Raw genomic sequence first — 25,694 nt, 5'->3', positions numbered from 1 at the left:
TTAATTTCTTATTCAATTGTAGCTTCTTCAGTTTGTGTCGTTTCTATCGTTTTACTACTTACCTTTTCTTGCAAAGCTTGGAAAATGATAAATAAAACTGGAATAATAAATACTCCTAAAACAGTACCTATTAACATACCGCCAATTGCTCCTGTTCCAATAGCATTATTACCAATAGCTCCTGCCCCTTTAGCTAACATTAATGGCAATAATCCTAAGATAAAAGCAAAGGATGTCATTAATATCGGTCGTAAACGAGCTACTGCACCTTGAACCGCAGCTTGCGCAATACTCCAACCCTTCCTTCTGGCTTCTGCAGCAAACTCAACGATAAGAATTGCATTCTTGGCTAACAATCCAATTAACATAATCAAAGTAATTTGTAAATAAATGTTATTACTTACATTAAAAAAATAGGCAAAAATATAGGCTCCAGCTAATCCTACAGGCAAAGAAAGTAATACCGCAAAAGGCAACATATAACTCTCATATTGAGCGGCTAATAAGAAATAGACAAATATTAAACATAATAAGAAAATATAAAGTGTTTGTCCTCCTGCACTAATTTCTTCTCTTGTCATTCCTGAAAATTCATATCCGTAACCTAATGGCAAACTTTGACTGGCTACTTCTTCCACTGCTTTAATGGCATCTCCTGTACTAAAACCTTCATTAGGTGCTCCTGTAATTTTTACCGAAGTAAATAAGTTAAATCGATCTATAGCTTGCGGTCCAAAAACTTTTTCTAAAGTTAAAAATTGAGAAATTGGAGCCATTTGACCATTATTATTACGAACCATAACTTTATTTAATGATTCTGGATCACTTCTAAATTGCGGTTCAGACTGGTATACAACTCGATATTGTTTACCAAACTTATTAAAGTTAGATGCATACACTCCTCCATAATAGCCTTGCATGGTTCCTAAGATATCGGTAACCGCTAAACCAGATTTTTTAATCGCAGCAACATTCAAATCAATTCTATATTGCGGATAATTTGGTGAAAAAGAAGTAGCTGCATATTTTACCTCTGGCCTACCATTTAAAGCTTTTAAAAACGAGTTATTCACCTCGCTTAACTCTTTGATAGAACCACCTTTTTGATCTTGCAACTGTAACTCAAAACCATTGGTAAAACCAAAACCAACTAGAGTAGGGCGTGCAAAAAACAAAACCCTTGCGTCTTTTACAGCTGCTGCTCTTTTGAATAAGTCTTGAACAATAGCGGTTACTTCTTGATTCTTTTCAGGGCGATCAGACCATGGTTTTAATTTTACAATTACCATTCCGTAATTGCTTCCTGTACCACTGATTAAACTTCGTCCAGAAATTCGAAGCACTTCTTTTATTTCGGGTATATCTTTTACTTTATTTTCAATTTGCAATAATACTTCTTCTGTTCGTTCTAATGAAGTTCCAGGAGGAAGCGAAACATCAGAAAGTATAGCTCCAGTATCTTCACTTGGTACAAATGCTTTTGGTGTAACATTTAATAATAAAACATAAATTCCAGCAAAAAGAGCTATTCCTAAAAAGGCTAACCATTTCCGTTTGATGAAAAACTCCACCGATTTTTTATATTTTATTGTAGTAGCATCAAAAGCAACATTAAAGGCACTATAAAAACGTTTTAACACGCCTTTATTCTCTTCGTCTTTGTCATGATGTTTCAAGAAAATAGCACATAAAGCGGGTGAAAGCGTTAAGGCATTAATAGCAGATAAAACAATCGATACAGCTAATGTTAATCCAAATTGTTTATAAAAAACTCCTGCTGAACCATTAATAAAAGAAACGGGAATAAAAACAGCAGACATGACTAAAGTAATCGAAATAATAGCACTACTAATCTCATTCATGGCACTGTGAGCCGCTTTTTTAGGATTATGTTCTCCTGCTTCCATTTTGGCATGGACTGCTTCCACGACTACAATTGCATCATCTACTACAATTCCTACAGCTAATACTAAAGCAAATAAGGTTAATAAATTGATGGTAAAACCAAAAATACTCAAGAAAAAGAAGGTTCCTACGATAGCTACAGGTACAGAAATAGCCGGAATAAGTGTTGATCTCCAATCTTGCAAGAAAATAAATACCACCACAAATACTAATAAAAAGGCTTCAATTAAAGTGTGGATAACTTTGGTAATGGATTCACTTAAAAAGTCATTCGCATTAATTAAAGTGGTATACTTAATTCCTTTTGGAAAATTAACAGAAGATTGATCTAATACTTGTAATGACCCTTCAATTACTTCTTGTGCATTGGAACCTGCTGTTTGTGCAATAGCAATAGCCACCGACTGATTCCCATTGGTTAACGTATTACTCGCATAATTTACAGCACCCAATTCAATTCTAGCTACATCTCCCAGTTTAAGAATCTCTCCATTTTCAGTAGAGCGTACAATAATTTCCTCAAACTCTTTAGTACTTTGTAAACGTCCTTTATATTTTAAAGTATATTGAAAAGATTGATCTGCACTTTCTCCTAATTGCCCTGGTGCTGCTTCTATGTTCTGTTCTGCTAATAAATTAGTTACATCTGAAGGTACTAATCCATAAGCCGCCATTACATCAGGCTTTAACCAAATTCGCATCGAATAATCTTTTTGTCCAAAGATTACCGCTTCACCCACACCTGGAACACGTTTGATTTTTGGTAAAATATTAATATTCGCATAGTTTTGAAGAAAAGTCATATCATACTCTTTATTTTCACTATAGAGTGAAAAAATCAAAATGTTATCACTTTGCCTTTTTGCGGTTGTTACTCCAGCACGTGTTACTTCTTGAGGCAATAAAGGTGTTGCTCTTGAAACACGATTTTGCACGTTTACCGCAGCTAAATCGGGATTCGTTCCTAATTTAAAATAAATATTTATAGTTGCTGAACCGTCATTATTTGAAGTAGAAGTCATGTAAGTCATGTCTTCAACTCCATTAATTTGTTCTTCCAATGGAATAACTACCGAATTCATTACAACTTCAGCACTTGCTCCTTGATAATTTGCGGCAACCGTTACGGTAGGCGGTGCTATTTCTGGGTATTGTGAAACAGGAAGTGAGATTAACCCTAACACTCCCAAAATAACAATGATAATAGAAATCACTGTTGACAATACGGGTCTGTCAATAAATTTTGAAAACATATATTACTTACTAGTATTTATTTTTTTGATGGGTTAACCACTTCTTCTATTGTTACTACTTGCGGTTTAATAGGTGTTCCTTCTGTTACAATTCCAACACCTTCTACTAAAACTTTATCTTTTTCATTTAATCCTTTATCTACTACAAAATATTTTCCTCCAGGAACTGGTCGCACTTCAATAGGTATCGCTTTTACCTTACTTTCATTGTCTGCAATTAAAGCAATACGCTTGTCTTGCATTTCTATGGTTGCGTTTTGAGGAATTAAAATCACCTCATTCAAACTAGTAGGGATTTGAATAGCACCACTACCCCCTGAGCGTAATAGTTTATTAGGATTTTTGAAACTAGCTCTTACATTAAAAGAACCGGTTTGCGTATTTGCTTGTCCGCTAATCGTTTCAATTTTTCCAGTTTCTTCATAAATAGCTCCATTACTTAAAATTAATTTAACTGGAGGCATTTTTGCAATTTTATCTTGAAAGGTTTTCCCTTCTGCATGCATCATAATATCTAATTGCTGTTTTTCGTTCATCGAAAAATAAGCATATATTGAACTAATATCGGATATTCTCGTTAACGGTTCTTGCGTTTGACTACTTACATAGCTCCCTAATCTAAAGGGTAATGTGCCAACAATTCCATTAACCGGACTTTTAATTGTAGCATAGTTGATTCTAGCAACAATACTTTGGTACGTACTTTTAGCAGAAGCTAAATTTGCCTTAGCCGTTTCTAATTGTACATCGCTAATAATATTTCTCTCAACCAATGGAGCTAAACGATTGACTTCTACTTGTGCCGCATCCACTCTAGCTTTAGCCGCACCAGCATCTTGTGTAGCTGTTTGTGTTTCTAATTTGAAAAGCAGTTGTCCTTTTCTTACTTCTTGTCCTTCATCTACATATATTTTTTCAATATACCCATCTACTTTTGGACGAATATCTACATCCACAACACCTTCTAAAGTTGTTGGGTATTCTGCTAATAATGTCGTATTTGATTTGGCTACTTCAATTACTTTATAAGGTTGTACCGGTGGAGCTTGATTGGTTGCTTCTTTATTATTACAAGAAAAAAAAGCGAGAGATAACAAAATAGCGCTTAGTATATATCTTTTTTTCATTTGAAAATTTAGGTTATTTATTTAATTGGTTTTTTTCTTCTATTTCTTTAAATTTTGTAATAGTTGCTAATAAAAGCTGTTCTGCTTTTTCCATATGTTCTTTATAGGCATAACTATTTTGTAAGTTTATTTTTTCTTGAGTACAACAAGTATTTTTCTCTCTGTAATCGATTAATTTGTCAATTAGTATTTTTTCTTGATCTACTAGCTTTAAATAATTATTTAATCGATGGCTGAGTGGTGCCGCTTTAAAATATTTTTTTCTATCACCTACTATAGTAAAATAAAAAATCTTCTCCATTTTTAAAAGCAGATTCAAATTTGTCGAAATTGAACTTTTACTCGCTTGCATTTTATCTACTAATTCTTCGAAAGTTAATCCAGACTTACAACCGTCTATAATTAATGTCCCTAAAATTCGAGATGCTAATGGAGGAATGTTGTACAATTGTTCAAAATGAACACCAAACATTTCAATTAATTCTTGCTTTTCTTCCTGCATCATAAAAATATTTTGTGCAAAGATAATTCAGGTTCGCTAATTACCGAACTAAACGAACTTAATTTTTTGTTAAAATAACATCAAAAAAAAATCAGCACAAAGCTGATTTTAGTCATTTAATATTTGAAGGTTTACTAAGATATATCCAGTGTTTCTATGCTCTGTGAGATCCATAAAAGCTGCTTTTGACAAATCTATCTCTCTGCCTTTAGTATAGGGTCCTCTATCAGTTATAGTAACTAAAACAGATTTATGATTAGCTACATTAGTAACTAATACTTTGGTACCAAAAGGCAATTTTTTGTGAGCTGCAGTATATTTAGAATTATTAAAAATGGAGCCACTTGCCGTTTTTTTACCATTAAATTTATCATGATAATAGGAAGCATGTACTCTTTCTTTGTAGATTACCGCAAAAGGTAATGAAGTTGCTAATTCAAGAGAATCGGAAACCACAACTGTATCTACAACCATACTATCTTTTCTAATAGTATCTAATAAAAAAGTTTTACTTGAAAACGATGCTTCTTGTTTACAAGTAAAACTGCTTACAATTAAGAGAAGAAATAAAACAATAATACTAAAACTATATATTTTCATTTCTTCTACTATTTTATAGATTAGCTTAACCAACTAGACCAAGGAATTCTTGATAAAATTAAAAGAAGCCCTATAGAATAGAAAATAGCAATTTTCTTAAATTTCCCATTATGACTTTCTTCTTTCTTATGTTTTGACCATCCAATAGTAATTAAAACCAATGCTATAATATTAATTAAAGGATGTTCTAAAGAAGTTAAACGCATACCCGCATCTTTCATTTCTCCAAGCATTGCAGATCCTTTAGGAGAAACAAAATACAAAATTAAACCAATTAGCAACTGCATGTGAGAAAGAATTAAAGCAAAAAGCGAAAGACGTAAATCTTTATCTGAGAAAAGCTTTTTAGACACAACTCCCATAATTGCATTTAAAGATGCCAGAAATAAAATCGTTAATACAATATAAGCAAAAATAGAATGTGCAGATTGTAATGCTGTATACATAATGGTTTTTTTTAATGTTATGTAACAAAGATAGGAAATAAAAAAACCGCTTCACAAAAAAATTGTGAAGCGGTTAGTAATTTAATTAAGTTTCTTTATTAGAAATTATATCTAACTGTGAAATTCCAAGTTGTACCTAAACCAAAGTAACCAACATTACTAACGTTAATTCCGTTAAAAGTTTGATCACCTGCTTGTGCTTGATTTGTTGTAGTAAGACTAGCTAAATAAACTTCTCCAAATACATTATTAACATTTAATCTGAAGTTTACTGAATTTTTATCATCTTTACCTACTAACATTTTATATGATAAACCAGCATCTACTAAATCATATTTAGGTAATTCTAAATTTTCTTTAATTGCACCTACATCAGAATATAATTTATCGTAGTTTCTCCAGTCAGCATCGATATTAAAACGTGGTAAGATTTCATATCTTACACCTAACCCCCAACTTGTTTGAGCAGCACCACCTACTTTACCACCATCAACGTCATCTCTTGTTTCAAGAAGAACATTTCTGTCTTGATCTCTCTTAACAGTAACAACATCTCCTTTATATTGCCAATCACCTACAGAAGCAAAACCTCTTACATTAAGTTTTTCAGTTGGTCTAGCTGTGAAGTCTAATTCAACACCTTGGTGTAATTGCTCAACACCTTGATTCGTTGTATAAATAATATCTCCATCATTTAACACTGTAGTTCCTACCACTTGACCAGCAGTTGCTGTAGTAGAACTAGAAGTAACTCTATCTTTCCAAGAAGTTCTGTAAGCATTTAAATTAGCAGAAATAAATGAAGAAGTAAAACTATAACCTAATTCTAATCCTAAGATTTTTTCATTTTCAGTTAAAGGATTTACATCATTTCCGAAATTTAAATAAATATTATCATGATATGGTTGACGAGAATAATATCCCGCATTTCCAAACACAGTATGGTTTTCATTAATATTATATGCTACACCACCTTTTGCGTTATAACCAATATTGTTAACTGCTTCTGCTTTTTCGTTTTCAGGTAAATATTGATATCTATCCCATCTTACGTGAGATTGATTTGATACCGACCCTTGAAAGAAAGCTGAAAAATTATCATTAGAATATTCTATTTGTGAAAACACACCACCATAATTGATTCTTTCATCATAATCCCATGCGTATCTTTCATTCTCATTTGCGAAATTAAATAATGCACTCCAAGGGTTTGAATCATAAGTAGCATAAATTTGATTATTAGGAATATTAACGTTACCGTTATCTAAGAAATAATCAGCTCCTAATAAATCAGTAATTTGTCTAAAGTGACTTCCTTTATATGTTCTAATATCTAAACCAGCATTAAAGCTAATTTCATCACTTAATTTAGTTTCAAAATTACTTACTAAACCAAACCAAGAATGATTATTAACAGAGTTTCTTAAAGCATAAGTTGATCTACCTGTTGCACTAGCTACGTTATTAGCATAAATTTGATCGAAATTAATTTGACCATCAGCAGTTCTTACTCTAGAACCAACACTTCCAACACTTCCTCCTCTTCCTAAAGAAGCATAAAGAACAGTAGATAAATTTGAATTCTCAGAAATTGTATAATCCCAGTTTAAGTTAGCCACTGGTTTGTGATAGTAATTACCAACTTCACTTTTAAATTTACCATTTAAAGTACCCCAGTTATTATTATATTTTCTTCCTTTATCTAAATATACACTTATTCTTTGAGAATAACTTTGGTTGTGATATTGAGGAGCTCCAGTTAATAAAAAGTTGAAATTATGTTTATCATTTGGTTTATAACCAACTGATATAAAATAATTTTGCCCATTACCCTGAGTACCAATAGTGTACCCATTTCCTTGCCAATGTGACATCATAATACTCATACCCCAACCTTTCTCGTTCAATCCTGTATTGTAACCAGCAAGTGTTTTAAAATAACTATTATTTGCAACACCTAAAGAAGCAAAACCTCCTTCTTTTTTATCTGTAGCTCTAGTAACGATATTAATCGTTCCTCCAACAGAAGAAATAGCTAATTTAGACGAACCTAAACCTCTTTGAATTTGAATTCCATTAGCAATATCAGTTAAACCTGACCAGTTAGACCAATACACTAATCCATCTTCCATTCCATTTACTGGTTGACCGTTAATTAATACTGCTGTATTATCTTGTTCAAATCCACGAACTCTGATATTAGAATCTCCATATCCTCTTGATTGGTCTGCCACATAAATAGATGGAGTATTAACCATTGCTTGTGTAATATCTGCAGTACCAACTTTATCTTGAATTTCAGCGGCTTTAATTGTTGAAACTGCAATTGGAGTTTTTCTATCGCCAGCTAAGTCAATAACTCCTTTACCAATTACTACTACTGCTTCTAATTGATTTTCATCAGCTTTTAAAGCAACATTACCAATGTTAGTTGATCCTGTAAAAGGTATCACTTTAGTTTGAAAACCTAAGTATGATACTACGATTTCACCTGAAGTTACACTAGTAGTAAATTCAAATTTACCATCAAATCCAGTGGTAGCCCCATCTTTTGTACCTTTTACAAATACATTTGCACCTGGTAGAGGTCCGTTAAAATCTCCATCAATAACTACTCCCGTTATTTTTGATTGAGAAAAAATAGCTTGAGTTGTCAATATGAATAACCCAAGAATGATTAATTTTTTAAAAACTCTCATTTGTTGTTAATTTTTTTGCAAAATTGGTACAAGGATTTGAGTTGTATGTTAAGTGAATGTTAACATTTTGATTTTAAAATATTATTACAAAAGCACTAATATTTAATACTTTTTTTAAACATAATTCTAAAAAAACAAACATTTAAAGAAAATAGTTTAAAAAAAATATTTTAAAACAGGATAAATCTCATAAAGTTATTGTTGTTTTAACTAAAATAATAACGATTTATCTTACAAAAAAACAACTACAATCCATTTTATAAGAAAAAAATCCTATTTCATTATAATGAGACCATTGAAATGAAATAGGATTTTGGTTTAATTCTATTTGAATTATTTTATTTTAAATAATTTTGTAATAAAAACTGTGTAGAACTGTCATGAGTTTTAATTTCTCTAGTATTAATCTCAGACAATATCGAATTTGCTAATTGTTTTCCTAATTCCACACCCCATTGATCATAACTAAAAATATTCCAGATTACCCCTTGAACAAAAATTTTATGTTCATAAATAGCGATTAACTTTCCTAAGCTCTTAGGAGTTAATGCATCTATAAGCAATGTATTGGTTGGCTTATCTCCATCGAATACTTTAAAAGGCATTAAAAAAGTCGCTTTTTCTTCTGGCATTCCTGCTTTTTCGAATTCAGCTTTCACCTGATTTTCATTTTTTCCCATTAACAAGGCTTCTGTTTGAGCAAAGAAATTAGACATCAACTTGTCATGATGGTCTTTATTTCCATATAATGACTTTTTAAATCCAATAAAATCAGTTGGGATTAATTTAGTTCCTTGGTGAATTAATTGAAAAAATGCATGTTGAGAGTTAGTTCCTGGCTCTCCCCAAATAATTGTTCCAGTTTGGTAGTTAACAGGATTACCATCTCTAGAAATACTTTTTCCATTACTTTCCATTATACCTTGTTGCAAGTAAGGAGCTAATTTTTGTAAATATTGCGTATATGGAATTAAAGCCTCTGTTTCCGCACCATAAAAATTATTATACCAAATACTTAATAAGGCTAAAACAACTGGTATATTCTGTTCAAAAGGAGTTTCTCTAAAATGAATATCCATTTCATTTGCTCCTTTTAATAAATTATTAAAATTGTCAAACCCTACCGCTAAACTAATACTTAAACCTACCGCGCTCCATAAAGAAAAACGACCACCAACCCAGTCCCACATTGGAAAAATATTTTCCTCCGAAATACCAAATTGAGTAACATTTTTAATATTTGTAGATACGGCAACAAAATGTTTGGCTACATCTTCTTGTTTAGCATGTTTTAAAAACCATGCACGAATAGTTTCTGCATTGGATAGTGTTTCTTGTGTTGTAAATGTTTTAGAAACAATTACAAAAAGTGTCGTTTCAGGGTTTAGTTTCTTTATAACTTCATTTACATGATCACCATCTACATTAGAAACAAAGTGAACATTTAAATGATTTTTATAATATTGTAATGCTTCGACCACCATAGCTGGTCCAAGATCGGAACCTCCAATACCAATATTTACAACATCTGTAAAAGTCTTATTTGTGTATCCTTTTCTAGTTCCATTGATTATCTCTGATGTAAACTTTTGGATCTCTTTTTTTACTTTATATACTTCAGGAATTATATTTACACCATCTACATATACTTCCTCTTCTTCTTTTGCTCTTAAAGCTGTGTGCAATACAGCTCTATCTTCTGTTTGATTAATGGGTTCTCCAGAAAAATAAGCTTCAATTGCTTTTTTTAAATCTATTTCATTTGCTAAAGCAAGTAATAAAGCTGTTGTCTCTTCTGTAATTTTATTTTTTGAAAAATCTAAAATAAAATCTTGCCATTGTATGCTAAATTTCTCTGCTCTTTTAGTATCATTAGCAAACATTTCTTTCATAGAAACATACTCGATTTTATTAAAATGAGCTCTTAAATTTTGCCAAGCAACTGTTCCCGATGGGTTAATAGATTCTAAAATCATTATTCTTTAAATTTATTAGTCATTACACTATCTAATTCTTTTTTCAGAGGTTCAATATATTTTAAATATTGTTCTTTATCTTCTTTTTTCATAGGTTCTGCACTTGGCAATTGCAATCGCAATGGATCAACCTGAACACCATTTTTCCAAAAACGATAACAAACATGAGGTCCTGTTGCCAAACCAGTACTTCCGACCTTTCCGATTACTTGTCCTTGCGACACATATTGTCCTTTTTTAACCAAAATTTTAGACATATGGAGATACTGTGTTGAATACGTAGCATTGTGTCTTACTTTAACATAATTACCATTCCCAGAAGTATATCCTGCTCTTTCCACTACACCAGCAGCAGTAGTCTTAATGGGTGTTCCTGTTGCTGCTGCATAATCAGTTCCGTTGTGTGCCTTCCATCTTTTTTGAACAGGATGAAAACGTCTTCCAGAAAAACGAGAGGAAATTCTAAAATAGTCTAGAGGTGCTTTCAAAAACATACTCTTCAAACCATTTCCTTCTTCGTCATAATAATCTGGCATACTTTGTTCTGGTTTTAATTTATAAGGAAAAGCATAAAAAACGTTACCTCTATGTTTAAAATAGGTCGACTCCACTCTTTCTACTCCTGCATAAATAGAGTCTTCAATAAAGCGTTCGTATATTGTTGCACAAAACTTATCTCCTTTCTGAATCTTAAAAAAATCGATGGAATATTCATATACTTTTGCTAAACGAGAGGCTAAAGCTGGGCTAGCACCTTCTTTTGCTAAAGTTTCAGAAAAAGATCCTTCAATTTCAGCTGCTATTGTCCTTCTTTTTAAAGAAGTTGCTTTTTTCTTGTTACTAACATGAATAGAGTCTCTAAAATCAATTACTGCATATTCAATTGAATTTTTCACGTAAACAAGAGCCAGTAATTCATTAGGTTCCTTTTTATCTAAAAAAAGCAGGTATGGTTTACCAATCTTTATCATTCGAGGATTGAAAGAATCTCTTACTTTTTCTACTACTTCAAAAGTCTTTAAACTATCTGGTAATTTATATTTGTCAAAAATAAGTCCTAAATTATCTCCAGACTTAATTGTATCTCTAATTACTTTATAATTATTAAAAATAAATCCGAATTCTTTAACAACTGGTTCTTTAATTTCAACTTTTTTAGGTTGTTCTTTTTTTTCCTCTTTTTTATCACAGGAAATAATAATGGTAAACAGTAGTAATAGCGCTAGATATCTCAATATAATAGTTTTTTTATTCTTTTTTAAACTTCTTCTCCCCAGTTTTCTAATTCTTCTTGCGTCCATAACTCAGGGAAAAATATTCTCTTTTGATATTTTGGTAACATATATTTTTTCCAATCACTTCCTCCTGTAGCTTCATGATTCCCTGGCACACTTTCAATGTATTTTTTTGCGGCATTAAAATGACCCATTACCCAAGTTATATTTATTGTTTTATCTAGATGACGCATTGCTTTAATCAACGCTTCATTCTCTTGATCTTCTTTTGGTAATTGTTTGTATTTTCTCCAAAGATTTATGGTATTGTATTCTTCCATAAAATCTAAAAATACTTTTTTATATTTTCTTTCAAATTCTTTAATCAAATATGTTTTTTCACCTGTAGCATAATCTTTACCAGCAGCTTGCCAATACAAATGTTCAAAAGCATGTTCATAAGGAGTATTTCTATCTATAGTTGCTCTAAAGCGATTGTCTATTAAGTTTATTAAATCGGTAGTTGCAAATTCAATTAATCTATATTGAGCACTTTGAAACCCACTTGCAGGTGTTAGTGTATTTCTAAATTTTAAATATTGAGCTGGCTCCATTCCATCAGTCATGATCGTAAAAGAGGTAGTTAACATATCGAAATACCGACTAATCCTACCTAGTTTTTCAGTAAAAAAATAGGTTTTAGGCTCTTCTGTATGTGCCAATTGATGTATTTCCCAAAGAATCATCTTAAACAACAACTCATTAACTTGATGATACATGATAAAGACCATTTCATCTGGTAATGTTGTCCTTTGGATTTGCAGGTTCAAAAGGGCATCCGTTTGAATATAATCCCAATAGGTAATTGGTTTAGACCATAAAAGCCCTTCTAAATGTGTTTCTGTATTTTGGTTAATCTTTTTATACTTTTCATCAATTTTTTCTAATTGATGAATCATCTCTGGTGTTACTTCCATTAGTCTATTTTTACTTTAAAAGAGTGCTTCAATCCTTTAAAAGCATCCAAATCAGCCTTCAATGATCCAACAGCCAAACTAGCTTTAATTCGAATTGGAATTTTATTGTCATCATCTGATATCCAAACAGTTAAACTTTCTTCTTCTTTAAAAACTCTACCTGCTTGCACATAAGGTCTGAAAACTTTACAAGAAATTTTGCCAAATTTAGTTTTTATATCTTCTTTACCAATATATTTTAACTTAAACTTTGTAGTTTCATTATCAAAAAACATGTCGATAGCTATAGATTCCCCTTCTTTTAAAACATCTATTTTGGGATGATTTCTTAAATAATAGAAAGAAGATACAATATCTTGCACGTTTTCTGGTACAGTATATGTGTTTTCTGTATTTTTTTCGTAATCTTTAACTTTCACTGTATTATTGGACTGATTAAAGAATCCTTCTTGATATTTTGTATAACCACCTTCATCAATTTTTCTTAAAAACTGATAGGGCTTTCCTGTTTCTTTATCAAAAAAACTTTGGTAATCATCTTTTACTTGAAAGAATAGTTTTGCCATTCCTGTAGTCCATCCTTTCCCAAGAACATGATGCACTTTATGGTTATCGCGTGTAGCTTCTTTTATTTCAAGTGTTGCATAACCTGCATTAACTAAACCATAGTGGATTCTTAGCTTAAACCATTCTCCAGTGGTAAATGCATCCTCTTTTTGAACAAATGAATTGGTTGAAATAAAAACGATAAGTAGTACTATTATTTTTTTCATAATTTTATTTTTTAGAAAAGAGTGCAATTTCTGTTCCAAAAATAAGAAACAAAAAAACCCAGTCAAAATTAATGACTGAGTTTTTATGCTATTAACCAACCAAAAACTATAAATTATGAAAACTTACTAGCAAAATTGGAGATAAAAATTATTTCCTTTTTTGCGAGTGCAAATGTATATAGTTTTTTGAAGATTATTCATCGAAATATTAACTTTAACTCTTTTAACAGAATTATTTTTAATATTTAATAGTATTTTTTAATAATATTAAATATTTTTCACATTTTATAATGTACCTCGTAATGCTTGTTCTCTTTCGATAGACTCAAATAACGCTTTAAAGTTACCTGCTCCAAACCCTTTTGCACCCATTCTTTGAATAATTTCAAAAAATAAGGTTGGTCTATCTTCAACTGGTTTCGTAAAAATTTGTAACAAATACCCTTCTTCATCAGCATCAATCATAATACCTAATTTTTGCAATTCAGAAATATCTTCTTTAAAATTAGCCATATGGTCTTTTAGCCTTTCAGGTATTGCATCATAATAAGCTTGTGGAGGTGTACTTAAAAATTCTACCCCTCTAGCTCGCATACTCGAAACTGTTTTTAGGATATCATCAGTTGCAACAGCTATATGTTGTACTCCTTCATCTTCATAAAAATCTAGATATTCTTCAATCTGTGAACGTTTTTTACCATTAGCTGGTTCGTTGATTGGAAATTTGATTCTACCGTTTCCATTACTCATTACTTTACTCATCAAGGCTGAATATTCGGTAGTAATCTGCTTATCATCAAACGAAAGAAAATTCACAAACCCCATCACATCTTCAAACCATTTCACGGCTTCATTCATTCTATTCCATCCTGTATTACCTACCATGTGATCAATAAACTTTAACCCTACAGGCTCTGGATTATAATCTGATTTCCACTCTTTATACCCTGGCATAAAGATTCCATTATAATTTTTACGCTCTACAAAAATAAAAACTGTTTCTCCATAAGCTCCATAAATTCCTGCACGAACCACTTCTCCATGCTCATCACTTTCAACCATAGGTTCAAAATAAGATTTTGCGCCACGAGTTGTTGTTTCTTCGTATGATTTACGAGCGTCTTCTACCCAAAGTGCTATAACTTTTACTCCATCTCCATGTTTTTTAACATGTTCACCAATAGGTGAATTACTATTTAATGCTGTAGTTAATACTAAACGAATCTTGTCTTGTTTTAATACATAGGAAGCTTTGTCTTTTACTCCAGTTTCTAAACCTGCATATGCTAAGGATTGAAAACCAAATGCTGTTTTATAAAAATGAGCCGCTTGTTTTGCATTCCCTACATAAAATTCAACATAATCTGTTCCTAACAGTGGAAGGAAATCTTGAGCTCCTTCAAATATTTTTTCTAAACCGTAGTTTACTGATTTTATTTCTTTTGACATGATTTTACCTATATTTAATTTGTGTTGTGTCTATTTTATTATTTTTTTCCTCTTGAAATTCATGAGTAGTGTTTACTGAATCCAATTGGTACTCTAAATTTTCAAAATTATCTTTTTGTTGAATCCCATTTAATACACTACTTGTAATAATAGTTCCATAAAAAAGTAAAACTATAATTCCAAATAAAAAAATGATTCCATTTATAACTATAGAAACTATATTTAAAATTTTGGCCAAATCTACGTTATTCTTACTTTGTAAGGAAAAGACTTCCTGATTTTGATAGTATTCTTTTAAACTATTATTTGCAAGAACTAATCCTATTATACTTAATATTAGCGGTATAAAAGCAAGTATACCATAGCAACAACAACCTAAAAAACCTAAAACTAACGATACAATGGCTAAAATTAATGCAATAGGATCGGCAGATAATTTATTATAATTCATTGTTTATTCTAACCAAGATTGATAGTATTTTTCGTCTGCTATTTTCATGGCTTCTTCTGTAACCATTAATGGTTTAAATGTATCTACCATAACTGCAAGTTCTTGTGTTTCTGTTTTACCGATACTTCTTTCAACAGCACCAGGATGTGGTCCATGAGGAATTCCAGCTGGATGCAATGAAATATGTCCTGCTTCAATATCATTACGACTCATAAAATCACCATCAACATAATACAACACTTCATCACTGTCAATATTACTGTGATTGTAAGGTGCAGGAATAGCTAAAGGATGATAATCATAAAGTCTCGGTACAAAAGAACAAATTACAAAAGCATCCGTTTCAAAGGTTTGATGTACAGGTGGTGGTTGATGAATTCTTCCTGTTATGGGTTCAAAATCATGAATTGAAAAGGCATAGGGATAGTTATAGCCATCATAGCCTACTACATCAAAAGGATGTGTAGCATAAACCATATCAAAAATTTCGTCTTTCTTTTTTACTTTTATTACAAAGTCTCCTTTTTCATTATGAGTTTCTAATTCTTCTGGTCTACGAATGTCTCGCTCGCAAAAAGGAGCATGTTCTAGTAATTGACCAAACCAGTTTCTATATCTTTTAGGAGTATATACAGGTCTTCTAGATTCTACTATAAATAATCTGTTATCTTCAGTATCAAAATCTATCTTATAAATCATTCCTCTTGGGATAACCAAATAATCACCATATTTAAAATCTAGATTTCCTAGCATGGTTCTTAATTTACCCGTACCTCTATGAATAAAGAGTACTTCATCGGAATCGGTATTTTTATAAAAATAAGTAGTCGTTGATTGTTTTGGAGCTGCTAAAACAATATGGCAATCTGAATTAGTTAAAACAATTTTTCTACTTTCAAGATAATCGTTTTGAGGTGTCACCTGAAATCCTCTTAATCGATAGGACTGAATATTGTTTGCTTTTGCAATTTTTGGAGCTACGCTATATTGTTGTTTAATTTCTTTAACCTGCGTAGGTCTGTGTTCATGATACATATTGGTAGACATCCCATCAAAGCCTATGGTACCAAATAATTGCTCGTAGTATAAATCGCCATTTTCTTTACGAAATTGTGTATGTCTTTTTGGAGGAATTGATCCCAGTTTATGATATATTGGCATTTTGTTGCTAGTTTAAAAGTTGAACATGTAAAACATTAAAGCTAAAAATAACTTTAAAAAATAACCATAACTAACCAGCTCACTCAGGATTTCTCTTGATGAGGAATTTTAAATGGATTAATAAGTTGTCCCATTGTTTCATCTATACAAATATCGGAAAAAAAATTAAAATGTAAAACCTATACTAAACCAAGTATGATGGTCCTTTGTTTCTGGAGACCAAGAATGCTTTATTTCAATTGGACCAATTAATGATTCTAATCCATATCCAAAACCGTAACCACTATACATAGGTCTTTTGATCCAAGTACCATCATCAAAAATATTATTTCCAATATTAGCGTAATTTGCTGTAAAATTAAGATGGTTTTTTCTGAAAAATTCATAATCTAAAACCACACTTCCCTTAACATAACTATTACCACTTAGTGCGACAAAATCATACCCTAGAAAAGGCCTTAAATTATTAATTTGGGTAAAACCATAACCTCCCAAAGCAAAATCTAAATAAGGAACTCTGTTTTCTCCAATAGAAAAACCGCCTTCAGATTGCACTTTAAAAGTAAATTTTTTATGCACGGTAAAAGCTATGGCTCCATCTGCTTTTGCAATAGTAAATTTCTCAAAATTATCGGCTCTATCTGAAGAATACAGTACGGGTTTTAAATCTCCAACAAAAAACCATCCTTTTTTGGGAAAATACTTATTATCAAAAGAGTCATATTTCAAGTAACCAATTAAAGAAAAATAATCACTATTATCTATAATTGGATCCACATTATTTAAAATCGTAGCGGATTCAATTTTTAAATGTTTTAATTCGACACCCGCTCCTATTGAAAATTTTTGTGCAAAAATAGTTTGTATATACGCTTGATTTGAAAAATCTGAAAAATCGATACTTAAAGACGATAGTCCACTGTTTTCGAGAATCATATTTCCCGAAAAGTCGTTTCTTAGGTTTCGATTTAACACTATATATTTTGAACTAAATCCATAACTAACATAAAAACCATTATCTACATAATAGTTTAAATTATATCTAAAATTATCTCCTAAACCAACATCTAAAGAAAAAACATCGTTTTTTGCAATCAAATTTTTCTTAGTAACATTAAGCAATAAAGCGCTTTTTAAAAGTCCGTCATAATGTAATCCTAGTTTTAAAAAAGTATTTTTTTTACTCTCAGTTAAATCAATTACCAATCGTTCCCCCACATTATTCTTTTTAAAATAATAGAAAATAGATTCAAAATTTTGCGTTGCATTCAAATTATTAATGCCTCTTTCTACTACACTATATTCAATTTTAGAATTTGTATTGAATTTAAGTTTCCCTACGACATAAGCTCTAGTAAATTTATCCAGATTATTAATTTCCAAATCAGTTATATAAAGTGTGTCCACTAATTGCTTTTCAATAACCGGTTTTTTATAATTACTTTTTAAAGGCAGTAATTCTTTTAAATGTTTTTTGGCTTCTGTTTCTCCTTTTATAACAATTTCAGTTCCTTTTTCAAAAGAAACCACAGTATATCCTTTTATATTAGGTTTAATGTAAATGGAAGTTAATTCTATTTTTTTGCTCATTTTTTCAATCATAGAATAATTGGTTACCTGAGACAAAATTCCTGTTGCGCCTTTTATATCAGCTAATTTTTTTAATCCATCTTGAACATCAACGCCAATAATAATATCAGCTCCTTTTTTTATTAATTCTTCAACAGGGTAGTTATTGACTACACCACCATCAATTAGCATTTTTCCATCTATTTCAATAGGATTGTACAAAGTAGGAATAGCACCACTAGCCAATAACGCTTTTGGAAGTGTTCCTTGTCTTAACACAACTTCTTTCCCTGTTTCAACATCAGTAGCAATACATAAAAAAGGAATAGGCAATTTGTCAAAATCAGTAATCGTTGACACATGTTTCGTGAGCTTTGACATCAAATGATAATTGTACAAACCTTTAGAAAGTGCTTTGGGTAATTCTAATTTAAAATGATTAAAAGGAAGCGAAAACGCATAAATTTCATCGTTCCTCTTTTCATAAAATGTTTTAGATTCTCTAGGTGTATAATCTTGTAGAAGGGCATCGGTGTCAACTTCTTTAAATATGGAATCTAATTCTTCACCTGAATATCCTGATGCATACAACCCTCCAATTATGGCTCCCATACTGGTTCCAGCCACATAGTCTATTTTGATTCCTAATGAGTCAATTACTTTTAAAACACCAATATGTGCCAATCCTTTAGCTCCACCACCACTAAGTACTAATCCAATTTTAGGTTTATTATCCACTAATGAATCCTGACCGTAACTCATAAAAGTAACCCAAAGAAAAGCAAATAAGAACAGTAGTTTTTTCATAATAGAACTAGTGTGAAATGGTCTTGTAAAATTCGGTAATTTTTTTGGCTTTTGAAAGTCCTACAACCTCAGAAATTTCTTTTTCAGTTGCATTTTGCAATCTTTTAACACTTTTAAAATATTTCATTAATGTAATCATCGTTTTTTCACCAATTCCAGGAATAGACTCTAAACTATTCGTTAAAGCGGCCTTACTTCTTTTGTCTCTATGATGTGTAATTCCAAATCGATGGGCTTCATTTCTCAAATATTGAATAACTTTTAAAGTTTCTGATTTTTTATCTAAATACAAAGGAACCGAATCACCTGGATAAAACAACTCTTCTAACCGTTTTGCGATTCCTATAATTGCAATTTTACCTCTCAACCCCAAAGCATCAATACTTTTTAAAGCTGAAGATAATTGTCCTTTTCCTCCATCGATGATAATTAACTGAGGTAAAGGCTCATTTTCATCTAATAATCGCTTGTACCTTCTGTAAACCACTTCTTCCATAGACGCAAAATCATCTGGACCTTCTACTGTTTTTATATTAAAATGACGGTACTCTTTTTTACTTGGTTTTCCATCTTTAAAAACAACACAAGCTGAAACTGGATTTGTTCCTTGTATGTTAGAATTATCAAAACATTCAATATGTCTTGGCTCTACAGCAAGGCGCAAATCTTTCTTCATTTGTGCCATAATCCGATTGGTATGCCTGTCTGGATCCACAATTTTTATTTGCTTTAATTGATCCATTCTGTAATACTTGGCATTTCGCAATGATAAATCTAAAACCTGTCTTTTATCTCCTAACTGTGGAACGGTAATTTTTAGATCTTCTCCTAAAGACAAAGGAAAGGGCAAGATAATTTCTTTTGATCTCAATTTAAAACGTTCTCTTAACTCTACCACTGCTAATTCTAGTAATTCTTCGTCTGTTTCTTCTAGCTTTTTTTTCAGTTCCATCGTATGCGAACGTACAATAGCACCATGCGAAATTTGTAAAAAATTTACATAAGCCATCGTTTCATCAGAAACAATTGAGAACACATCTATATTAGAAAGTTTAGGATTTAAAACAGTCGATTTTGCTTGATAATTTTCTAAAACCTCTATTTTTTCTTTGATTTTTTGAGCGTATTCAAATTGCATGTTTTCAGCAAAATGCATCATCTGCTTTTTAAAATCTTTTAAACTTTCTTTAAAATTACCTTTTAAAATTTGACGTATCGCTTCTACTTGTTTTTGGTAATCTTCCAAGGTTTCCAGTCCTTCACAAGGGCCTTTACAATTTCCAATGTGATACTCTAAACATACTTTATATTTACCAGAATTAATATTTGAAGCAGATAAATCATAAGTACATGTTCGCAAGGGATACAATTCTTTAATCATTTCTAATAGGGTATTCACAATTTTAAAATTGGTATACGGACCATAATATTCTGATCCGTCTTTTACCATTCTCCTCGTGGGAAAAATTCTAGAAAACGGCTCGTTTTTGATACAAATCCAAGGATAACTTTTGTCGTCTTTTAAAAGAATATTATATCTTGGTTGTAGTTTTTTTATGAGGTTGTTTTCTAATAATAAAGCATCAGATTCAGAAGCCACTACAATATGCTTTATGGAAACTATTTTTTTTACTAAAACACTAGTTTTGTAATTGTCGTGGTTTTTTGTAAAATAACTGGATACTCTTTTTTTCAAATTTTTGGCTTTACCAACATATAAGATTTTATCATCTTTATCAAAATATTGATACACTCCAGGATTATCTGGCAATGTTTGTATTTGAAGTTCTAAAGAGGATTGCATTGGGTCTTATTTTAATAAAAAGAGTTAAAAACGAATTAGTATGTAACGATTAAACAAAGTTACTAAAATTGCTACAGTTTATTTAATTGAAGTGATTATATAATTTTTTAAATAGATTGTCTACATTTAGCCCCTTATTACAAGACAATGAAAGACAGAGCTATCTATTTATTAGGAGAACGTATTTTTCCAGGTGAAAGTAAAATTGTAGAAGTAGAAATTGCAAAACTTCATACAATGAATAAACTTAAAATTCCAATTATTATAGAGCGTTCAAAAGTAGATGGCCCTGTAGTATTATTTAGTGCAGGTTTACATGGTGATGAAATAAACGGAACAGAAATTGTACGCCAAATTATTAGACGTAAAATCAATAAACCTAAATGTGGAACAATCATTTGTATCCCTATAATCAATATTTTTGGTTTTGTAAATCAAAGCAGACAATTTCCTGATGGTCGCGATTTAAATCGGGTTTTCCCCGGTAGTAAAACAGGATCATTAGCCAGTAGATTTGCACATTTTTTAGTAAAAGAAATTATTCCCATAATTGACTATGCTGTAGATTTTCATGCGGGTGGTGCCAGTCGTTTTAATGCTCCTCAAATTAGAATTGTTCCCAATAACCCAGAATTAAAAGAGCTAGCAAATGTTTTTAAAGCTCCTTTTACTTTATATTCTAAAAACATTCCTGGATCATTTAGAGGAGCATGCACAAAACTGGGTGTTAAAATGCTATTATTTGAAGGAGGAAAATCATTAGATTTAAATGCTGAAATAACACAACAAGGACTTGATGGTGCAAAACGCTTTTTATTTCATTTAGACATGCTAAATCCTAAAAAAGATGCCGATTTTACTGTTGACCCAACTCTTTTTATAGAAAAATCTAATTGGATAAGAGCACAATATTCGGGGATGTTTATTGGATTAACCAAAACAGGAAGTTATGTGACCAAAGGGGCTATTTTGGCTACCATTTCAGATCCATTTGGTAAAATTGAACACAAAGTAAAAGCTCCTAATAGCGGTTACATTATTAATGCTAATGACGCAGCTATTATTTATCAAGGTGATGCTATTTTTCATATTTCCACCCAATTAGAAGAATAACCTAACAAATATCATATTTTCTTTTATTGCCTATGTTTTATTTTGTAGAAAAATAGAACCATGAAATTTTGGAAAAAATTAAAACAAGAACAATTAAAAAACAGAATAAAAGAAGCTCTATTAGAAAATGTAAATTTTTCTAACGATGCCTCGTTAGGTTATCCAGCTTCAAAATTAGACAGTAAAGTTTTCTATGATGATGCTCCTTTTTTAAAAGAGGCGCCTACTTTACAAACTTATGTAGCAAACCCTAACAATATTGGTTGTCATACTTTTGGAACTTCGGAAAAAGCATTTAGCGGTACTCAAAAAATAGAAAAAGAAGTTCTTAATGTACTTGCTGTTGATATTTTTAAAGCCAAAGAAGATTATTTCGACGGTTATATTGCACCTGGAGGAACTGAAGCAAACATACAAGCTATTTGGATTTTTAGAAATTACTTTATGAATCGTTTTGAAGCTAGTTTAAACGAAATAGCCATTGTTGCTTCTGAAGATACTCATTATTCTATTCCAAAAGCAGCTAATTTATTACAAATAGAATGGCTTAAAGTCCCTGTAGATTTTAAAAATAGAAATATTGATTTAGAGAAATTAGAAACGCTATTAATGGAAGCGAAAACCAAGACTAAAAAATATTTTATCGTTATCTCTAATTTAGGTACCACGATGTTTGGCTCTATAGATAATCCTGAAAATTATATTAAAATAATGGAAAAACATCAGCTACATTATAAATTACATATTGATGGGGCTTATGGTGGCTTTGTTTATCCTTTTAGTAACAAAAATTCGACCATAAATTTTTCCAACCCAAATATAAGTTCTATTACAATCGATGCTCATAAAATGCTTCAAGCTCCTTATGGCACAGGCGTTTTCATTTGTAGAAAAAATTTAATTGAACAGGTATTAACTAAAGAGGCCGAATATGTAGAAGGAATGGACTTAACCTTATGCGGAAGTCGGTCAGGAGCTAATGCAGTTGCAGTTTGGATGATTCTTTTTACCTATGGCCCTTTTGGTTGGTTTGAAAAAATAAGTATTCTTCAAATGAGAACCGCTTTTCTATGCAGTGAACTAGATAAACTCAATATCGAGTATTTTAGAGAACCCTTCATGAATATCGTAACCATTTCTTCCAAATTCATCCCAGATGTATTCGTAGAAAAATACAATTTAGTTCCTCAACAACACAATTCAGAAAACAAATGGTATAAAATAGTGCTTATGGATCATGTAGAAATAGAACATTTAACTACTTTTATAGAAGAATTAAGAAACACTCTGGAATGAACAAAAAAGAACTACGATTAAAATACAAAAAACTACGAAACCAACTTTCAAATAATGATCTTGAAAATTACAGTCTTGCTATTGCAAACCAACTTATAAAAATGGACATTTGGGATAAAACTTATTATCATCTTTTTCTTCCCATAACCGAACAAAAAGAAATAAATACGGAGTATCTTTTACAAATTTTAGCTGGAAAAGACAAAGAAATTGTAATTTCTAAATCTAATTTTGAAAACATAACAATGACCCATTTTTTACTTACTGATAATACCAAAATTAAAAAAAACGAGTACAATATTCCTGAACCAGTAGATGGATTAGAAGTTCCTGTAAACAAAATTGATGTTGTATTTGTTCCTCTTTTGGCTTATGACAAAAAAGGAAACAGAGTAGGTTATGGCAAAGGCTTTTATGATAATTTTTTGGCTTCCTGTAAAAAAGACGTGGTAAAAATTGGTCTATCGTTTTTTTCTCCTGAAGATAAAATAGAACCTGTTTTTGAAAATGACGTTAAGCTAACTAGTTGTGTAACACCTTATGAAAGTTTCTATTTTAAGGATTAATTTTTTACATTTACGAACTAAACCAAACCTAAATTAACGTTTTTAAAAAACATGAAAAAAATTATATTCTTTTTTATACTATTTTCTTTCGTAAGTTATTCGCAAAATGATACCGAAGAATTTAATAGAATGGTAGAAGCAGAAATGAAATCGGCTGCTTCTTTACAAAATATACAGGTTAATCCTAATACTCAAAATTATGATGTAACCTATCAAGAATTGCGTTTTACTGTTGACCCTGCTGTGTATAATATTGCAGGCCAAGTTACGACTACGTTTACTGCTTTATCAGATATGAATACAATTACTCTTGATTTAACTAATCAATTAACGGTTAGCAGCGTAACTATGAATAGTAATCCTTTGAGTTTTGTACAAAATGCGTCAAATGAAATCGTGATTACATTACCTACAACACTATTAACTGGCAATAATGCTACTGTAGTAATTATGTATTCTGGTGCTCCTGCAACTGGAGAGCAAGCTTTTACTGCTTCAACTCACAATGGTACCCCAGTAATTTACACGCTTTCAGAACCATTTGGCGCTAGAGATTGGTGGCCATGCAAACAAGACTTAAACGATAAAGTTGAAAGTATTGATGTTTATATTACGGCTCCAAATACGTATGTAAGTGTTTCTAATGGTTTAGAACAAAGCGCAACAGATAACGGAAATGGAACCAAAACCACTCATTTTCATCATAGTTACCCTATTCCTGCCTATTTAGTAGCTATCGCAGTTACAAATTATCAAATATTTACTCAAACAGCGGGCACAGCACCTAATGATTTTCCAATTGTAAATTACATCTATCCCGAAAATTTCGCATCGGCTCAAACGCAATTGGCGCAGACGTTACCTATAATGGACTTATATGAAACTTTATTTGAACCTTATCCTTTTCACAACGAAAAATATGGTCACGCACAATTTGGCTGGGGTGGCGGAATGGAGCACACTACTGTTTCATTTATGAATAGTTTTGGTCGAAATTTAATAGCTCATGAATTAGCACATCAATGGTTTGGAGATAAAATTACTTGTGGTACATGGAAAGATATTTGGTTAAATGAAGGTTTTGCTGAATATTTATCAGGATTAGTAGTCGAAAATCTTGATGGTGACCCCTCATTTGTGTCTTGGAAAAATTCCAAGATAAACAGTATTACATCAGCCACTAATGGTGCTGTCTATTTAACCGATACAGAAGCACTTAATGTGAATCGAATTTTTAGTGGTCGATTGTCTTACAACAAAGGGGCTATGGTACTTCATATGCTACGATGGAAAATGGGTGATGTTGCTTTTTTTCAAGCTTTAAAAAATTATTTAGCCGATTCTAATTTAGCGTACAAATATGCCATTACAACTGACTTAAAATCTCATTTAGAAACTGTTTATGGCGCTAATTTAGATGAATTTTTTAATGATTGGCTATATGGTCAAGGTTACCCAACATATAGTGTAACAGCTCAAAACTGGGGCGCTGGTCAAGCTAAAATTACCATAAATCAGACGCAATCAGACGCAAGTGTTTCTTATTTTGAAATGCCTTTAGAAATAAGACTTACAGGCAACTCTGGTCAAACCTATGATGTTGTAGTGGATCATCAAACAGAAGGTCAAGAATTTATTGTTTCTGTTCCTTTTGTAGTAACTGATGTTGAATTTGACCCAAACAAACATATTATTTCTAAAAACAACACAGCAACCTTAGGCAATGAAAGTTTTGGATTAGTAGAAACTATTGCTTTATATCCAAATCCTTCTAGTGATAATATCCATGTTCAATTACCAAATACAGTAACCCTTCATAAAGCCGAATTTTATAATGCTTTAGGACAATTGGTTTTAACAAAATATACTAAAGATTTTTCTGTAGAAAGTTTGTCTGATGGTGCTCATTATGTAAAAATCACTACATCTGAAGGCATAATTCATAAAAATTTTATAAAAAAATAGTCCCTTTTAAAAATAATACTAAAAAGTAAGGTGAAAACCTT

Annotated in this window: 19 protein-coding genes; 4 read left to right on the top strand and 15 right to left on the bottom strand. The window is 31.3% G+C overall.

Going from position 1 to position 25,694, the window contains the following annotated elements; all coding sequences use genetic code 11:
• Positions 1-8: 8 nt before the first annotated feature.
• The 15 genes from CX675_RS00460 to uvrC all read right to left on the bottom strand — a co-directional run bounded on the left by CX675_RS00460 (position 9) and on the right by uvrC (position 20,713).
• A complete protein-coding gene (locus tag CX675_RS00460) occupies positions 9-3,158 on the bottom strand; it encodes an efflux RND transporter permease subunit (protein ID WP_130733247.1) in 3,150 nt (1,049 codons plus the stop codon).
• A 17-nt stretch (positions 3,159-3,175) separates the two neighbouring features.
• A complete protein-coding gene (locus CX675_RS00455) occupies positions 3,176-4,285 on the bottom strand; it encodes an efflux RND transporter periplasmic adaptor subunit (protein WP_130733246.1) in 1,110 nt (369 codons plus the stop codon).
• Between the two features lie 13 nt (positions 4,286-4,298).
• Positions 4,299-4,790 (bottom strand): GbsR/MarR family transcriptional regulator, encoded by a 492-nt coding sequence (locus CX675_RS00450; protein ID WP_130733245.1) that lies wholly within the window; start codon positions 4,788-4,790, stop codon positions 4,299-4,301.
• 105 nt (positions 4,791-4,895) lie between these two features.
• Positions 4,896-5,387 carry a septal ring lytic transglycosylase RlpA family protein gene (locus tag CX675_RS00445; protein WP_130733244.1) on the bottom strand — a complete coding sequence of 164 codons (492 nt, stop codon included), beginning with the start codon at positions 5,385-5,387 and terminating at the stop codon, positions 4,896-4,898.
• Positions 5,388-5,407: 20 nt separating this feature from the next.
• On the bottom strand, positions 5,408-5,833 hold the full coding sequence (locus tag CX675_RS00440) for a hypothetical protein (RefSeq protein WP_130733243.1): 426 nt from the start codon (positions 5,831-5,833) through the stop codon (positions 5,408-5,410).
• A gap of 98 nt (positions 5,834-5,931) precedes the next feature.
• Positions 5,932-8,532, bottom strand: coding sequence for a TonB-dependent receptor domain-containing protein (locus tag CX675_RS00435; protein WP_130733242.1), 2,601 nt, complete (start codon positions 8,530-8,532; stop codon positions 5,932-5,934).
• Positions 8,533-8,870: 338 nt separating this feature from the next.
• On the bottom strand, positions 8,871-10,508 hold the full coding sequence (pgi, locus tag CX675_RS00430) for a glucose-6-phosphate isomerase (protein WP_130733241.1): 1,638 nt from the start codon (positions 10,506-10,508) through the stop codon (positions 8,871-8,873).
• A complete protein-coding gene (locus tag CX675_RS00425) occupies positions 10,508-11,746 on the bottom strand; it encodes a peptidoglycan DD-metalloendopeptidase family protein (protein WP_240723568.1) in 1,239 nt (412 codons plus the stop codon). The genes pgi and CX675_RS00425 overlap by 1 nt, the downstream gene beginning before the upstream one ends.
• Before the next feature lie 20 nt (positions 11,747-11,766).
• On the bottom strand, positions 11,767-12,699 hold the full coding sequence (locus tag CX675_RS00420) for a tryptophan 2,3-dioxygenase family protein (protein ID WP_130733239.1): 933 nt from the start codon (positions 12,697-12,699) through the stop codon (positions 11,767-11,769).
• Positions 12,699-13,472 carry a DUF3108 domain-containing protein gene (locus CX675_RS00415; protein WP_130733238.1) on the bottom strand — a complete coding sequence of 258 codons (774 nt, stop codon included), beginning with the start codon at positions 13,470-13,472 and terminating at the stop codon, positions 12,699-12,701. The genes CX675_RS00420 and CX675_RS00415 overlap by 1 nt, the downstream gene beginning before the upstream one ends.
• A 285-nt stretch (positions 13,473-13,757) precedes the next feature.
• Complete coding sequence (hppD, locus tag CX675_RS00410; RefSeq protein ID WP_130733237.1) at positions 13,758-14,921, bottom strand: 4-hydroxyphenylpyruvate dioxygenase; 1,164 nt, start codon at positions 14,919-14,921, stop codon at positions 13,758-13,760.
• A 4-nt stretch (positions 14,922-14,925) separates the two neighbouring features.
• Complete coding sequence (locus CX675_RS00405) at positions 14,926-15,372, bottom strand: CCC motif membrane protein (RefSeq protein WP_130733236.1); 447 nt, start codon at positions 15,370-15,372, stop codon at positions 14,926-14,928.
• Positions 15,373-15,375: 3 nt separating this feature from the next.
• A complete protein-coding gene (locus tag CX675_RS00400) occupies positions 15,376-16,533 on the bottom strand; it encodes a homogentisate 1,2-dioxygenase (RefSeq protein ID WP_130733235.1) in 1,158 nt (385 codons plus the stop codon).
• Positions 16,534-16,698: 165 nt separating this feature from the next.
• A complete protein-coding gene (locus tag CX675_RS00395; protein ID WP_130733234.1) occupies positions 16,699-18,909 on the bottom strand; it encodes a patatin-like phospholipase family protein in 2,211 nt (736 codons plus the stop codon).
• Positions 18,910-18,916: 7 nt separating this feature from the next.
• Positions 18,917-20,713: an excinuclease ABC subunit UvrC gene (uvrC, locus tag CX675_RS00390; protein ID WP_130733233.1), complete on the bottom strand. Its 1,797-nt coding sequence runs from the start codon at positions 20,711-20,713 to the stop codon at positions 18,917-18,919.
• A gap of 147 nt (positions 20,714-20,860) precedes the next feature.
• On the opposite strand from uvrC, the gene CX675_RS00385 reads away from it, so the two are divergent.
• Genes CX675_RS00385 through CX675_RS00370 form a run of 4 tightly spaced genes read left to right on the top strand, consistent with a single transcriptional unit; the run spans position 20,861 to position 25,653 of the window.
• A complete protein-coding gene (locus tag CX675_RS00385; protein WP_130733232.1) occupies positions 20,861-21,826 on the top strand; it encodes a succinylglutamate desuccinylase/aspartoacylase family protein in 966 nt (321 codons plus the stop codon).
• Positions 21,827-21,886: 60 nt separating this feature from the next.
• Complete coding sequence (locus CX675_RS00380) at positions 21,887-23,122, top strand: aminotransferase class I/II-fold pyridoxal phosphate-dependent enzyme (protein ID WP_130733231.1); 1,236 nt, start codon at positions 21,887-21,889, stop codon at positions 23,120-23,122.
• The gene (locus CX675_RS00375) at positions 23,119-23,688 is read left to right on the top strand and encodes a 5-formyltetrahydrofolate cyclo-ligase (protein WP_130733230.1); all 570 of its coding nucleotides are present in this window, start codon (positions 23,119-23,121) and stop codon (positions 23,686-23,688) included. The genes CX675_RS00380 and CX675_RS00375 overlap by 4 nt, the downstream gene beginning before the upstream one ends.
• A gap of 51 nt (positions 23,689-23,739) precedes the next feature.
• Positions 23,740-25,653, top strand: a complete 1,914-nt coding sequence (locus tag CX675_RS00370; protein WP_130733229.1) for a M1 family aminopeptidase — start codon at positions 23,740-23,742, stop codon at positions 25,651-25,653.
• Positions 25,654-25,694: the final 41 nt, after the last annotated feature.

It is taken from the genome of Flavobacterium sp. J27 (assembly GCF_004303025.1).
Lineage (GTDB): Bacteria > Bacteroidota > Bacteroidia > Flavobacteriales > Flavobacteriaceae > Flavobacterium.
This window is presented reverse-complemented; position numbering and strand designations above follow the sequence as displayed.